13 protein-coding genes are annotated in these 13,840 nt (G+C 73.6%); 12 read left to right on the top strand and 1 reads right to left on the bottom strand.

All coding sequences use genetic code 11. From position 1 onward, the window contains the following. Nucleotides 1–212: 212 nt before the first annotated feature. The 7 genes from ssd (at nt 213) to AB5J51_RS18935 (ending at nt 5,290) form a co-directional block, all read left to right on the top strand. A complete protein-coding gene (ssd, locus tag AB5J51_RS18965) occupies nt 213–1,385 on the top strand; it encodes a septum site-determining protein Ssd (RefSeq protein WP_369780276.1) in 1,173 nt (390 codons plus the stop codon). Beyond that, on the top strand, nt 1,382–2,530 hold the full coding sequence (locus tag AB5J51_RS18960) for a TadA family conjugal transfer-associated ATPase (RefSeq protein WP_369778124.1): 1,149 nt from the start codon (nt 1,382–1,384) through the stop codon (nt 2,528–2,530). Before ssd ends, AB5J51_RS18960 begins: the two co-directional genes overlap by 4 nt. Continuing rightward, entirely contained in the window at nt 2,527–3,411 is an 885-nt protein-coding gene (locus AB5J51_RS18955; protein WP_369778123.1) for a type II secretion system F family protein, read from the top strand. Before AB5J51_RS18960 ends, AB5J51_RS18955 begins: the two co-directional genes overlap by 4 nt. Continuing rightward, nucleotides 3,411–4,187, top strand: coding sequence for a type II secretion system F family protein (locus AB5J51_RS18950; protein ID WP_369778122.1), 777 nt, complete (start codon nt 3,411–3,413; stop codon nt 4,185–4,187). The genes AB5J51_RS18955 and AB5J51_RS18950 overlap by 1 nt, the downstream gene beginning before the upstream one ends. Nucleotides 4,188–4,273: 86 nt before the next feature. After that, nucleotides 4,274–4,471, top strand: a complete 198-nt coding sequence (locus tag AB5J51_RS18945; RefSeq protein ID WP_053787843.1) for a DUF4244 domain-containing protein — start codon at nt 4,274–4,276, stop codon at nt 4,469–4,471. Further along, nucleotides 4,458–4,835, top strand: a complete 378-nt coding sequence (locus tag AB5J51_RS18940) for a TadE family type IV pilus minor pilin (protein WP_063607422.1) — start codon at nt 4,458–4,460, stop codon at nt 4,833–4,835. Before AB5J51_RS18945 ends, AB5J51_RS18940 begins: the two co-directional genes overlap by 14 nt. Continuing rightward, complete coding sequence (locus AB5J51_RS18935) at nt 4,832–5,290, top strand: Rv3654c family TadE-like protein (RefSeq protein WP_369778121.1); 459 nt, start codon at nt 4,832–4,834, stop codon at nt 5,288–5,290. Before AB5J51_RS18940 ends, AB5J51_RS18935 begins: the two co-directional genes overlap by 4 nt. Here AB5J51_RS18935 and AB5J51_RS18930 read toward each other — a convergent pair. Further along, nucleotides 5,287–7,752 (bottom strand): DEAD/DEAH box helicase, encoded by a 2,466-nt coding sequence (locus AB5J51_RS18930; protein ID WP_369778120.1) that lies wholly within the window; start codon nt 7,750–7,752, stop codon nt 5,287–5,289. The two genes, AB5J51_RS18935 and AB5J51_RS18930, sit on opposite strands and share 4 nt — an antisense overlap. Before the next feature lie 81 nt (nt 7,753–7,833). Here AB5J51_RS18930 and bldG point away from each other — a divergent pair, with 81 nt between their 5' ends. The 5 genes from bldG (at nt 7,834) to AB5J51_RS18905 (ending at nt 13,837) form a co-directional block, all read left to right on the top strand. After that, nucleotides 7,834–8,175, top strand: a complete 342-nt coding sequence (bldG, locus tag AB5J51_RS18925) for an anti-sigma factor antagonist BldG (RefSeq protein ID WP_030152678.1) — start codon at nt 7,834–7,836, stop codon at nt 8,173–8,175. A 117-nt stretch (nt 8,176–8,292) separates the two neighbouring features. Beyond that, nucleotides 8,293–8,727: an ATP-binding protein gene (locus AB5J51_RS18920; protein ID WP_053787846.1), complete on the top strand. Its 435-nt coding sequence runs from the start codon at nt 8,293–8,295 to the stop codon at nt 8,725–8,727. A 276-nt stretch (nt 8,728–9,003) separates the two neighbouring features. After that, the gene (locus AB5J51_RS18915) at nt 9,004–11,409 is read left to right on the top strand and encodes a sodium-translocating pyrophosphatase (RefSeq protein ID WP_053787847.1); all 2,406 of its coding nucleotides are present in this window, start codon (nt 9,004–9,006) and stop codon (nt 11,407–11,409) included. A gap of 185 nt (nt 11,410–11,594) precedes the next feature. Continuing rightward, nucleotides 11,595–12,161, top strand: a complete 567-nt coding sequence (locus tag AB5J51_RS18910; RefSeq protein WP_053787848.1) for a hypothetical protein — start codon at nt 11,595–11,597, stop codon at nt 12,159–12,161. 170 nt (nt 12,162–12,331) lie between these two features. Beyond that, entirely contained in the window at nt 12,332–13,837 is a 1,506-nt protein-coding gene (locus tag AB5J51_RS18905) for a class I SAM-dependent methyltransferase (RefSeq protein WP_053787849.1), read from the top strand. The last annotated feature ends 3 nt before the right edge of the window (nt 13,838–13,840 follow it).

Here is a 13,840-nt window from a genome sequence, read left to right as displayed (position 1 = left end):
GCGCTCTGGAACTCCCCTGTTGGGGTGATGGAGTTATTCACAGGGCGTCAGTTGTCCACAGTTTTGGGGCAAGATCCACTTCATTTTCCGGATCGCTGCACGGTGATTCCAGCCGCGAAGTCCGCGGTGTTGGGATTTGCAGTGAGAAGGGGGCGGAGATCGTGGCTGGATCGAAGTCGTGTGAAGTGCCGGAGCGCGCGGAAGCAGGCGGAATCAGGCCATTGGGCGCTCCGGGCGCGGTCGTGCCCGCCGGCGGGCGGCCGCTGATCATCACCGAGGACCCGCTGCTGCTCGACGATCTGCTGCGGCTGTGCGCCGCTGCGGGCGCCGAGCCGCATGTGCACCATGCGGTGCCGGAGCAAAGCGGAGGCGGTGGTGGCGGAAGCGGCGGCAGGGGTGAAAGCGGTTCCGGGGATGCCGGGGAGGCGCCCGGAAGCGTCGGATGGGAGTCCGCGCCGCTCGTGCTCGTCGGGGACGATGCCGCCCGCCGGGTGCGCGGTGCCCCGCGCCGCGGCGGAGTGCTGCTCGTCGGCAGGGATCTGGACGACCCCCTCGTGTGGCAGCGGGCGGTGGAGATCGGCGCCGAGGAGGTGCTCCGGCTGCCCGATGCGGAGAGCCGGCTCGTCGACCGCATCGCCGATGTGGTGGAGGGAGCCGGGAAACCCGCCCTCGCCGTCGGGGTGATCGGCGGCAGCGGCGGGGCCGGAGCCTCCACCCTCGCGTGCGCCCTCGCCCTGCGGGCCGCCCGCGCCGGGGAGCGGACCATCCTCATCGACGGTGACCCCCTCGGCGGCGGCATGGACGTGCTGCTCGGCGGCGAGAGCGCCGAAGGGCTGCGCTGGCCGGACTTCGCGGGCTCCCGGGGCCGGGTGGGCGCCGCCGCACTGGAGGAGTCCCTGCCGGAGCTGCATGCGCTGCGGGTGCTCAGCTGGGACCGCGGGGACCGTGTGGTGGTGCCGCCTGCGGCCATGCGCTCCGTGCTGGCCGCCGCGCGCCGCCGGGGCGGCGTCGTGGTGGTCGACCTGCCCCGGCGGGTGGACGAAGCCGTGGCCGAGGCGCTGGCGCAGCTGGACCTGGTGCTGATGGTGGTGCCGGGCGAGTTGCGGGCCGTGGCCGCCGCGGGGCGGGTCGCGGCCGGGGTGAGGATGGTGGCCCGGGATGTCCGTGTGGTCGTACGGGGCCGCTGTCCGGGCGGGCTCGATGCCGAGTCGGTGGCCGGGCTGCTGGGGGTGCCGCTGGCCGGCGAGGTGCCGGTCGAGGTGGGGCTGCCGGGGCGGGTTGCCGAGGGGGAACCGCCGGGCGGGCAGGGGCGCGGCGCGCTGGCCCGGTTCTGCGACGGCTTCTGGCGGCGGGCGCTCGGTCCCGCCCAGGGGGTGGCGGCATGAGCGCCGTGCTCCTGGACGCGGTGCGCCAGCGGCTCGCCGAGAGCGGGGCGGAGCCGACCCCGGCCCGGGTGGCGGCGGCCCTGCGGGCACAGGGCCGGCTGCTCGGTGATGCGGAAGTGCTGGGTGTGGCGGCCGAGTTGCGGTCCGAACTGGTCGGAGCCGGCCCGCTGGAGGCCCTGCTCGCCGACCCGGAGGTCACCGATGTCCTCGTGGCCGCCCCGGACCGGGTGTGGGTGGACCGCGGCGGCGGGCTGGAGCTGACCGGGGTGACGTTCGCCGACACCGATGCCGTGCGCAGGCTCGCCCAGAGGCTGGCCGCCGTCGCAGGCCGGCGCCTGGACGACGCCCGGCCCTGGGTGGACGCCCGGATGCCGGACGGCACCCGGCTGCATGCCGTGCTGCCGCCGGTGGCGGTCGGCTCGGCCTGTCTGTCGCTGCGGGTGGTGCGCCCGCGGGCGTTCACGCTGGAGGAGCTGGTCGAGGCGGGCACGCTGCCGCCCGGCGGCCAGTCGCTGCTCCGGGACATGGTCGAGGCCAGGCTGTCGTTCCTCGTCTCCGGCGGGACCGGCACCGGCAAGACCACCTTGCTCAGTGCCCTGTTGGGGCTGGTCGGCCCCAGCGAGAGGATCGTCCTCGCCGAGGATTCGGCCGAGCTGCGGCCCGACCATCCGCATGTGGTGCGGCTGGAGAGCCGCCCGGCCAACCAGGAAGGGGCGGGCCTGGTCACCCTGGCGGACCTGGTCCGGCAGGCGCTGCGGATGAGGCCGGACCGGCTCGTCGTCGGTGAGGTCCGGGGCGCCGAAGTGGCCGATCTCCTGGCGGCTTTGAACACGGGCCACGAAGGAGGCTGCGGCACGGTCCACGCGAATGCAGCGGCGCATGTGCCGGCCCGGCTGGAGGCGCTCGGGACAGCCGCCGGGCTCGACCGTGCTGCCCTGCACAGCCAGTTGGCGGCCGCGTTGACCCTGGTGGTCCATCTGGTCCGGGACCGGGCCGGGCGGCGCAGGGTGGCCGAGGTGCATGTGCTGGAGCGGGACGCCGCCGGGCTGGTGGTCACCGTACCGGCGCTGCGCTGGTCCGCCCGGGGGTTCGCACGGGAGCGGGGCTGGGAGCGGCTGCGTCCGCTGCTGCGGGGTGCGCGGTGAACGGCGCGGCCGCGGTGCCGGTGCCGCTGTTCGCCGGGGTGCTGTGCGCGGGGACGGCCGCTTGGGCCCTGGCCGGGGGAGACCGGGTGGCCCGGCGGGCCCGGGTGGTGCTCGCCGGGGTCGGGCCCGTGGTGCCCCGCGGACCGCTGCGCCGTGAGCGGCTGGTGATCGCCGTACGGGTGCGCGCCGCGCGGTGGCGGGAGTGGTCCTGCCTCGGGGCCGGGCTCGCGGTCGCGCTGCTGGGCCGGTCGGTGATCCCGCTGGTGGTGGGCGCGGCGGCGGTGCCGCTGGTGCGGCGGTGGCTGCGGGTCCGGCAGCGGGAGCGCGAGCGCAGTGCACGGGCCGCCGAGGTGATCGCGCTGTGCGGGGCTGCGGTGGGCGAGCTCCGGTCGGGGGCCCAGCCCGGGCAGGCGCTGACGGCTGCGATGCGGCGGACGGCCGCCGGCCCCGGCGGGCCGGGCGCGGCGGAGGCGGCGGTGCTGGCCGCCGCGGCGTTCGGCGGGGACGTTCCGTCGGCATTGCGGCAGGCGTCACGGGAGCCCGGCGCGGAGGGGCTGGCCGGGATGGCCGCCTGCTGGCGGATCTCGGTGGACGGAGGTGCGGGGCTCGCTGCCGGACTGGACCGGCTGGAGGGGGCGCTGCGCGCCGAGCGGGACCGGCAGGAGTCGCTGCGGGCCCAGCTCGCGGGGGCCAGATCGACGACGGCGGTGCTCGCCCTGCTGCCGCTGGTCGGCCTGCTGATCGGCACCGGGCTCGGGGCGGATCCGCTCCACGTGCTGCTGCACACCCCGGTCGGGTGGGGCTGCCTGCTGGCGGGCGGGGTGCTGGAGGCGCTGGGGCTGCTGTGGTGCCGGCGGATCGTGCGGGCGGGGGAGCGGTGATGGGGGACCTCGTGATCCACAGGCTGGGGATGGCGTTGTGCGTCGCGGCGGCGGTGCTGTGCACGACCTCGGTGGTGGTGGCGCAGGTGCGGGCGCGGGCGGCCCGCCGCAGGATGGCCGCGCTGCTGTCGGCGGAACCGGAGCGGCGGGCACCGGTGTTCGGGTCCGCGATACGGGCGGCGGTGGCCGTATGGGCGGGCCCGGCCGGGGCGCTGCTGGCGGCCTGGCTGCTGGTCGGCGGGTTGCCGGGGGTGCTGGTCGGCTGCGGTGCGGCGATCGGTGTGTGGCGCTGGCTACGGCGGGCGCGGCCGTCGGCCGGGGTGGATCCGCAGGAGGCGGAGCGTCAGCTGCCCTTCGCGGCCGATCTGTTGGCCGCATGCCTCGCGGCCGGTGCGGCGCCGGTGGAGGCCGCGGAGGTGGTCGGCGAGTCGCTGGGCGGCCCGGTGGGCGAGCGGCTGGCGCTGGCCGGGGCGGAGCTGCGGCTCGGCGGCGAACCGGGGGACGCATGGGGGAGGTTGGCCGAGATACCGGGCGCCCGGGCGCTCGCGGAATGTCTCGAGCGGGCCGCCCGGACGGGGGCTCCGGCCGCGGAGCCGGTCTCCCGGCTGGCGACGGCGCTCCGGGAGGACCGCGCCCGGCAGGCCGGCGCCCGCGCCCAGCGGGCGGCGGTACTCGTCACCGCTCCGGTGGGGCTGTGTTTCCTCCCCGCGTTTCTCGCGGTCGGAGTGGCCCCGGTGGTGATCGGAATGGCCTCCGGTCTCCTCTCGGGCACCTGAAGTCACTGCATGAACTCGGACCTCAACTCCGGGCCTGAAATGACAACTGAGATCACGTCGAGAACGAAAATCAACGGGAGGTCGTTATGAGGATCATCTGGTTGCGCCTGCGGGCCGCGCTGAGCGGTCGGGCGAACGATGCGGGGATGTCCACTTCCGAATACGCCATGGGCACGATCGCGGCGTGTGCATTCGCGGCCGTTCTGTACAAGGTGGTGACGAGCGAGGTGGTCTCCACGGCACTTCAGTCGACCATCGGAAAGGCACTCGATGTGCCGTTCTGAGGAAACACGAGGGAGCCCGGGCGACCGGGGATATGTGACGGCGGAGGCCGCCCTGGTGATCCCCGCGCTGGTGCTGTTCGCGGCCCTGCTCGTGTGGGCGCTGATGGCGGCGGCCGCGCAGATCCGGTGCGTGGACGCGGCCCGGGCCGGAGCCCGGGCGGCGGCCCGTTCGGAGCCGCCGGGCGTGGCGGTGGCGGCGGCCCGGGCGGCCGCCCCGCCGGGGGCGGAGGTCGGGGTGGAGCGCGAGGGGGACCTGTGGAGGGTCCGTGTCGCGGCGCCGGCGCCGGGCCCGGGCGGGCTGCCGGTGCGGCTCGGGGCGCAGGCGGTGGCGCTGGCCGAGGACAGCGCGGGGCCGCCGCCATGAGCCGGGACCGGGGTTCCGCGACGGTGTGGGCGGCCCTGGCGGCAACGGTGCTGGGGGCGGTGTTCGGCGGTGTGCTGCTGCTCGGCCAGGCCGTCGTCGCCCGCCACCGCGCGGCGGCGGCCGCCGATCTGGCCGCCCTCGCGGCGGCGGCGACCTGGGCCCACGGTCCGGAGGCCGCCTGCGCCGCGGCCCGCCGGGTCGCCGGGGCCCAGAGTGCGGCCGTGACCGCCTGCACCCTCCAGGGCGAGGTGGCCGAGGTGACGGCCCGCCCCGCAACGGGCCCGTTCGACCCGACGATCAGCGCCCGAGCGGGACCGCCCCTGCCCGGCGCCGAGCCGGGACCGGCTGTCGTACGAGCCCCGGCAGGCCTCGCCGGGCCTGCGCCGCCCGGGATTCGGGAGGCCGGGGGCCGGCCCGCCCCACCGCCCCCGGGAGGCGGTCCGGGGCCGGACTAGGCGGGGGGTTCAGAGGGCGGGGCCTGTGCGAGGAGGCGGGTGAGCAGGCGGATCGCGCCGCGTTTGTGGAGGGGGTCGTTGCCGTTGCCGCACTTGGGGGACTGGATGCACGAGGGGCAGCCCGCCTCGCATTCGCAGGCAGCGATCGCATCGCGGGTCGCCGTCAGCCAGGCGCGGGCCGTGTGGAAGGCGCGCTCCGCGAAACCGGCGCCGCCGGGGTGGCCGTCGTAGACGAACACGGTCGGGAGGAGGGTGTCGGGATGCAGCGGGACGGAGACCCCGCCGATGTCCCAGCGGTCGCAGGTGGCGAACAGCGGCAGCAGGCCGATGGAGGCGTGCTCGGCGGCGTGCAGGGCGCCGCCGAGGATCTCCGGGTTGATCCGGGCCTCGTCGAGCTGGTCCTCGCTCACGGTCCACCACACGGCCCGGGTGCGCAGGGTGCGGGGCGGCAGGTCCAGCTTCGACTCGCCCAGCACCTCGCCGGTGATCAGTTTGCGGCGCAGGTACGAGACGACCTGGTTGGTCACCTCGACCGAGCCGAAGCAGAGCCGGGCCGGGCCCCAGGGGATCTCGGTCTCGGTCTCCAGGACGGAGATGGAGGTGGTGTCGCGGGCGGTGGTCGAGAAGGGCGGGCTGGACTCCTCGACCAGCGCGACCGAATCGTCCAGGTCCAGGTGCTTCACCAGATAGGTGCGGCCCTGGTGGAGGTGGACGGCCCCGTCGTGGACGGCGGTGTGGGCGGCCGACTCGTCGACGGTGCCCAGGAGGCGCCCGGTGGCCGCCTCGACGATCTGCACCGGGCGGCCGCCCTCGCCCCGGATGTCGGTCAGGTCCGAGGCCCGCTCCCGGCGGGTCCAGTGCCAGGCCGTGGCCCTCCGGCGCAGCAGCTTCGCCGCCTCCAGCTGCGGGATCAGCTCCTGGGCCGCCGGGCCGAACAGGGCGAGGTCCGCCTCCGTCAGCGGGAGCTCGGCGGCGGCCGCGCACAGGTGCGGGGCCAGGACGTACGGGTTGTCCGGGTCGAGGACCGTGGCCTCCACCGGTTGGCGGAACAAGGCCTCCGGATGGTGGACCAGGTACGTGTCGAGGGGGTCGTCCCGGGCGATCAGCACGGCCAGGGCCCCCTGGCCCGAGCGCCCGGCGCGGCCCGCCTGCTGCCACAGGGAGGCCCGGGTGCCCGGGTACCCGGTGATCAGGACGGCGTCCAGGCCCGAGACGTCCACGCCCAGCTCCAGGGCCGTGGTGGCGGCCAGGCCCAGCAGCTCGCCGGAGTGCAGGGCGCGCTCCAGGGCCCGTCGCTCCTCGGGCAGGTAGCCGCCCCGGTAGGCCGCGACACGCCCGGGCAGCGACCGGTCCACCTCGGCGAGCCGCTCCTGGGCGATCACCGAGATCAGCTCCGCGCCGCGCCGGGAGCGGACGAAGGCGACCGTACGGACCCCCTGGACGACCAGATCGGTCAGCAGGTCGGCGGTCTCGGCCGTGGCGGTGCGGCGTACCGGGGCGCCCTTCTCGCCCCGCAGATCGGTCAGCGGCGGCTCCCACAGGGCGAAGACCACCTCGCCGCGCGGGGAGGCGTCGTCGGCGACCTCGGTGACCGGGACGCCGGTCAGCCGGGACGCCGCGGCCGCCGGGTCGCTCGCGGTGGCGGAGGCCAGCAGGAAGACCGGATCGGAGCCGTAGCGGGCGCACAGCCGCCGCAGCCGGCGCAGCACCTGGGCGACGTGCGAGCCGAATACGCCCCGGTAGGTGTGGCACTCGTCGATGACCACGTAGCGCAGGGAGCGCAGGAAGGACGACCAGCGGGGATGGGCGGGCAGGATCCCCCGGTGGAGCATGTCGGGGTTGGTGAGCACGTAGTTCGCGTACTGGCGCACCCATTCGCGTTCTTCTACCGGCGTGTCGCCGTCGTAGACCGCGGGCCGGACGGCGTTGCCCAGGGGCGCGGCCAGCGACCGTACGGCGCGCCACTGGTCGGCTGCCAGAGCCTTGGTCGGGGCCAGGTAGAGGGCGGTCGCACCGCGCCCGTTCGGCGCTTGCGCGCCGTCCGCCAGGGCGGAGAGCACGGGCGCGAGGTAGGCCAGCGACTTGCCCGAGGCGGTTCCGGTGGCGACGACCACCGACTCGCCGTCCAGGGCGTGCTCGGCCACCGCGGCCTGGTGTTCCCACGGATGGTCGATCCCGGCGGCCTGAATTGCGGCTACGACATCCGTTCGGATGCGGTCGGGCCACACTGCATGACGACCCGCCCGAGGGGGCAAGTGCTCCGTATGGGTGATGCGCGCAGCTCGAGAAGGCCCCCGTGAAAGGCGGTCCAGGACCGTGCCGGGGGTGGGTCGTGGGTCCTCGGGTGCCGTGGGCCGACCGGGACGGTGAGTATTGGCCATTGGAAGCGAGTGTGTCACCGGCGTGCGGGACAATGGTCCGAAGGCGTCGTGCGCGCCTGCCGGTAAGTGATTGAATGCCATCGCGGCAGCCAATCCCTCCCCTGCCTACGGGTGGGGAGGCCCCTGGGGGGCGCCGCTCGATAGCAAGGTGCTGGAGGATCCGTGGACCTGTCCCTGTCGACTCGCACTGTCGGCGACCGCACGGTCGTGGAGGTCGGTGGCGAGATTGATGTGTATACCGCGCCCAAGCTGCGCGAGCAGTTGGTCGAGTTGGTGAACGACGGCAGCTACCACCTGGTTGTCGACATGGAGCGAGTGGACTTCCTCGACTCCACCGGGCTTGGTGTGCTCGTGGGAGGCCTCAAGCGTGTCCGTGCGCACGAGGGCTCGCTGCGACTGGTGTGCAACCAGGAGCGCATCCTGAAGATCTTCCGCATCACCGGTCTGACCAAGGTGTTCCCGATCCACACGACGGTGGAAGACGCCGTCGCCGCCACCGACTGACGGCTCACCGTCCGCGGCGCCGCAGGGCGCCGCGGAGGGAGCCGAACAGGAGCGGGGGCGCGGGCCGAAGCGGTCCGGGCCCCTGTAAGGCACGCCCGTAGTCCGAGGGGGACGCGCATGGCCATCGTTGAACTGCGCTTCAGCGCCCAGCCCGAACACGTCCGGACGGCCCGCCTCGTCGCGGCCGCCGTGGCACGGCGGGCGGGCGTGGACGAAGCCGTGCTCGACGAGGTCCGCCTCGCCGTGGGCGAGGCCTGCTCGCGCGCCGTCGGTCTGCATGTCAGCAACGGGCTGACCGCGCCCGTCCGGGTGATCCTGACCGAGGAGGAGAAGCTGTTCTCCATCGAGGTCGGCGACGAGGTGCCCGGACCGGCCGGCGGCCCGACGGGGGCTGTGCCCGGCCTCGACGCCGCCCTGGACCCGGATACGGACACCGAGGACGAGATGGGTCTCGCGGTGATCAGCGGGCTCGTCGACGACGTCGAGGTGACGAGCGGTGAGTCGGGCGGGACCATCCGGATGAGCTGGCCGGTGTCGGGCGCATCCGCCTAGGACACGGCCTGGCCCGCAGTCGGTGCGGAGATTCTTCCGATCTTAATCAAGGCCCTGCTGAGCAGGGCCTTTTTTCATCACCTCCACGGCATTTCCTAGATCAATGACCGGGCGTCAATGCCTTTGCCCCATTACTTCTTTCGGGGGTAATGGAGTGACGCGATCTATTGCTGAGGAGCAAGAGCAGGCCAATTCCGTTTCCCGCGCACTGTTTTGATCGGGAAGAGCTCCCTACAATCCGTCCACATCTTGAGCTCATCACGTCAAGGAGGACGAATGACGGGGCTCTTCACCCCCAACGCGCCGGTCGGAAACTCCGATCTGGCAGCCGCAGTACTCACCGATGACAATCGGCTCATCGTGATGGTGATCGCGGCCGTGGCACTTGCCGCACTCGTCGTCGCGCAGATCCTGGTCCGCCAGGTGCTCGCCGCGGACGAGGGCACCGACAGCATGAAGAAAATCGCCGCAGCCGTCCAGGAAGGCGCCAACGCCTACCTCGGCCGGCAGCTGCGCACCCTCGGGATCTTCGCGGTCGTCGTGTTCTTCCTGCTCTTCCTGCTGCCCGCCGACGACTGGACCCAGCGGGCGGGACGTTCCGCCTTCTTCCTCGTGGGCGCCATCTTCTCGGCGGCCACCGGCTACATCGGCATGCGGCTGGCGGTCCGCGCCAACGTCCGCGTCGCCGCCGCCGCACGCGAGGCCACCCCCGCCGAGGGCGAGCCCGCCAAGGACCTCACCGACGTCGCCCACAAGGCCATGCGGATCGCCTTCCGCACCGGCGGCGTCGTCGGCATGTTCACCGTCGGCCTCGGCCTCCTCGGCGCCTCCTGCGTCGTCCTGGTCTACGCCGCCGACGCCCCCAAGGTCCTGGAGGGCTTCGGCCTCGGCGCCGCCCTGATCGCGATGTTCATGCGCGTCGGCGGCGGCATCTTCACCAAGGCCGCCGACGTCGGCGCCGACCTGGTCGGCAAGGTCGAGCAGGGCATTCCGGAGGACGACCCGCGCAATGCCGCGACCATCGCCGACAATGTGGGCGACAACGTCGGCGACTGCGCCGGTATGGCGGCCGACCTGTTCGAGTCGTACGCCGTCACCCTCGTGGCCGCGCTCATCCTCGGCAAGGCCGCCTTCGGCGACCTGGGCCTGGCCTTCCCGCTGATCGTCCCCGCCATCGGCGTCATCACCGCCATGATCGGCATCTTCGCGGTCTCCCCGCGCCGCGCCGACCGCAGCGGAATGACCGCCATCAACCGCGGCTTCTTCATCTCCGCGGTGATCTCGCTGGTGCTGGTCGCGATCGCCGTCTTCGTGTACCTGCCGGCGAGCTACAAGGACCTGGTCGGCGTCGAGGACGCCGCGATCACCAACCACTCCGGCGACCCGCGCATCCTGGCCCTCGTCGCCGTCGCCATCGGCATCGTGCTCGCGGCCCTGATCCAGCAGCTGACCGGGTACTTCACCGAGACCAACCGCCGTCCCGTCCGGGACATCGGCAAGTCCTCCCTGACCGGCGCGGCCACCGTCGTCCTCGCCGGCATCTCCGTCGGCCTGGAGTCCGCCGTCTACACGGCGCTGCTCATCGGCCTCGGCGTGTACGGGGCGTTCCTGCTCGGCGGCACGTCGATCATGCTGGCGCTCTTCGCGGTGGCCCTGGCCGGCACCGGCCTGCTCACCACCGTCGGCGTCATCGTCGCCATGGACACCTTCGGGCCCGTCTCCGACAACGCCCAGGGCATCGCCGAGATGTCCGGCGACGTCGAGGGCGCCGGTGCGCAGGTCCTGACCGACCTGGACGCGGTGGGCAACACCACCAAGGCCATCACCAAGGGCATCGCGATCGCCACCGCCGTGCTCGCCGCGGCCGCGCTGTTCGGCTCGTACAACGACGCGATCGCGGGCGCGATCAAGGAGGTCGGCGCCAAGGCCGGGGAGATGAACCTCAGCCTGGACATCGCCCAGCCCAACAACCTGGTCGGGCTGATCCTGGGCGCGGCCGTCGTGTTCCTGTTCTCGGGCCTGGCCATCAACGCCGTCTCCCGCTCCGCGGGCGCCGTCGTCTACGAGGTGCGCCGCCAGTTCCGCGAGCACCCCGGGATCATGGACTACACCGAGAAGCCCGAGTACGGGCGCGTCGTGGACATCTGCACCAAGGACGCGCTGCGCGAACTCGCCACGCCCGGCCTGCTCGCCGTCCTGACCCCGATCGCCGTCGGGTTCTCGCTCGGCGTCGGCGCGCTCGGTTCGTTCCTCGCGGGTGCCATCGGCACCGGCACCCTGATGGCGGTCTTCCTCGCCAACTCCGGTGGCGCGTGGGACAACGCCAAGAAGCTCGTCGAGGACGGCCACCACGGCGGCAAGGGCAGCGAGGCCCACGCCGCGACCGTCATCGGCGACACCGTCGGCGACCCCTTCAAGGACACCGCGGGTCCCGCGATCAACCCGCTGCTCAAGGTGATGAACCTGGTGGCGCTGCTGATCGCCCCGGCGGTCGTGCAGTTCAGCTACGGCGCCGACGCGAGCGCGACCGTGCGCGCGATCGTCGCCGTCATCGCCATCGCCGTCATCATCGGCGCGGTGTACATCTCCAAGCGCCGCGGCATCGCCGTGGGCGACGAGGGCGACGGCTCCGAGCCCGCCGAGCGGGTGGCCCAGCAGGCCGATCCCGCGGTGGTTTCCTGACCCGACGGGTGACTCCGGGGGGCGACCCCGGGAGCAACCGGAGGGCCGACCGGCCCGAGGACTCGAAGATACGCCCGAACGGCGGACAGGCGGCGCGGACTGACGCGTCGTCTGTCCGCCTTTCTGCGTGCCCGGATGGCGGGCGTGTATCTTCCGGGCCGAGAGCCTTCGAAGGGACCAATCCGGTGAACAAGAAGTTTGCGGCCGCAGTGTCCGGCGGTGCGGTACTGATGCTCGTGCTGTCCGGCTGCGGCGGCGATGAGACGGACGACAAGGCCGACGCCTGGGCCAAGAAGGTTTGCGACAAGTGGCAGCCCGAGCTGAAGAAGATCGAGACCGCCGGCACCGACATCAAGCGCGTGGCCACCCAGAACAGCGAGCCCGCCGAGGTGAAGACGACCGACTCGGCGGCGTTCGGGACGATGTCCGAGTCGTACAAGGCGATGGGTGCCGCCCTGCAGGGGGCGGGAGTTCCGCCGGTCAAGGACGGCGAGACGACCCAGGCCTCGGCGGTCAAGAGCTTCGAGGAGGCCTCCAAGGGCTACGCCGACCTGAAGGCGAAGATGGACGGCCTGGACCCGCAGGACAAGACCAAGTTCGCCGCGGGCCTCAAGGAGGTGGCCGGTGGACTCGAGGCGGCCTCCAAGGGCGGCAAGGACGCGCTCAACACGCTCAAGGCCGGCGGCCTGGACAATGCGATGAACAGCCAGAAGGGCTGCCAGGTCGCGGCGTCGTCGCCGCCGCCGAAGTGAGGTAGCAGGCCGGCAGGGGCAGTACGCACGCGAGGGCGGCGGTACGCAGGCCGCGACGGCAGTAGGCGCACCAGGGCGGCCGGGTTCGAGGAACCCGGCCGCCCTGCTCCGTGCCGGGCCACCGGCCGCGCGGGGCACGCATCCGCGGCGCCAGCCGACACAATGGACCGGTGAGTACCACCAGCCTTCCCTCGCCCGACCGCGCCGCCGAGCTCCGCACGGCCCTGCTCGCCGCCGGTTTCACCGCCGACGGCCTGCTCGACCTGCTCGGCGCCCCCGCCTACGCCGCACTGGCCCGCAGCGAGACGGTCCCCGCCCTGCGCGCCACCCGCGGCCGCGGCGACGGCCCGCTCGCGAGCCTGGTCCGGCTGTTCCTGCTACAGCAGCCGGAGCCGTACGTGCACGCCGCCGAGGCGCTGCCCGTCGAAGCCGCGCTGGCGGACGGCTGGCTGCGCCGGGAGGGCGACGAGGTGCACGCCACCGTCGACGTGCGCCCGTACGGCGGCCCCGACGGCGAGGACTGGTTCATCGTCTCCGACCTCGGCTGCGCCGTCGGCGGGGCCGGCGGGATCGGCAGCCGCGAGGAGGGTGTGGTCCTCGGCGTCGGCGGGGCCTCCACCACCCTGGCCGGGATCACCGTCCGCACCCCGGTCGCCACCGCCCTCGACCTCGGCACCGGATCCGGCATCCAGGCCCTGCACGCCGCTCAGCACGCCACCCGGGTCACCGCCACCGATGTCAACCCCCGGGCCCTGGAGTTCACCCGGCTGACCCTGGCGCTGTCCGGCGCCCAGGAGGCCGAGCTGCTCCTCGGGTCGCTGTTCGCTCCGGTCGGCGAGGCCACGTACGACCTGATCGTGTCGAATCCGCCGTTCGTGATCTCTCCCGGCGCCCGGCTGACGTACCGCGACGGCGGGATGGGCGGCGACGACCTGTGCCGCACCCTCGTCCAGGATGCCGGGGCGCACCTCAACCCCGGCGGGTACGCGCAGTTCCTCGGCAACTGGCAGCACGTGGAGGGCGAGGACTGGCACGACCGGGTCCGCGCCTGGGTGCCGCGCGGCTGCGACGCGTGGATCGTGCAGCGTGACGTGCAGGACGTCACGCAGTACGCGGAGCTGTGGCTGCGCGACGCGGGCGACCACCGCACCGACCCCGCCGAGTACGCGAGCCGGTACGAGGACTGGCTGGACGAGTTCGAGGCCCGCAAGACCAAGGCCGTCGGCTTCGGGTGGATCACGCTGCGCCGCAGCGATGCGGACGAGCCGTCGATCGTGGTCGAGGAGTGGCCGCACTCGGTGGAACAGCCGCTCGGCGACGCCGTGGTCGCCCATTTCGCGCGGCAGGACTACCTGCGGGACCACGACGACGCGGCCCTGCTGGAGGCCCGCTTCGTCCTGGCGGAGGAGGTCGTCCAGGAGCAGGTCGGCGCGCCCGGCGCAGAGGACCCGGAGCACGTGGTGCTGCGGCAGAACCGCGGGATGCGGCGCGCGACCAAGGTCGACACGGTCGGGGCGGGATTCGCCGGAGTGTGCGACGGCTCACTCACGGCGGGCCGGATCCTGGACGCGATCGCACACCTGGTGCAGGAGGATCCCGTCGTCCTGCGGGACCGGACTCCGGGGTCCATCCGGATGCTGGTCGAGCAGGGCTTCCTGGAGCCGGCCGACAGCTGACCG

Source organism: Streptomyces sp. R33 (assembly GCF_041200175.1).
GTDB lineage: Bacteria > Actinomycetota > Actinomycetes > Streptomycetales > Streptomycetaceae > Streptomyces > Streptomyces katrae_B.
The sequence above is the reverse complement of the archived record's forward strand: the minus strand, read 5'-3'. Positions and strand labels throughout refer to the sequence as shown.

Bases quoted from the DNA above. Each gene is read 5' to 3' on its own strand.
- AB5J51_RS18935 (WP_369778121.1), top strand. From the start codon at position 4,832: ATGAGCCGGGACCGGGGTTCCGCGACGGTGTGGGCGGCCCTGGCGGCA.
- AB5J51_RS18940 (WP_063607422.1), top strand. From the start codon at position 4,458: ATGTGCCGTTCTGAGGAAACACGAGGGAGCCCGGGCGACCGGGGATAT.
- AB5J51_RS18930 (WP_369778120.1), bottom strand. From the start codon at position 7,752: ATGGCATTCAATCACTTACCGGCAGGCGCGCACGACGCCTTCGGACCA.
- AB5J51_RS18915 (WP_053787847.1), top strand. From the start codon at position 9,004: ATGACGGGGCTCTTCACCCCCAACGCGCCGGTCGGAAACTCCGATCTG.
- AB5J51_RS18950 (WP_369778122.1), top strand. From the start codon at position 3,411: ATGGGGGACCTCGTGATCCACAGGCTGGGGATGGCGTTGTGCGTCGCG.
- AB5J51_RS18920 (WP_053787846.1), top strand. From the start codon at position 8,293: ATGGCCATCGTTGAACTGCGCTTCAGCGCCCAGCCCGAACACGTCCGG.
- AB5J51_RS18960 (WP_369778124.1), top strand. From the start codon at position 1,382: ATGAGCGCCGTGCTCCTGGACGCGGTGCGCCAGCGGCTCGCCGAGAGC.
- AB5J51_RS18945 (WP_053787843.1), top strand. From the start codon at position 4,274: ATGAGGATCATCTGGTTGCGCCTGCGGGCCGCGCTGAGCGGTCGGGCG.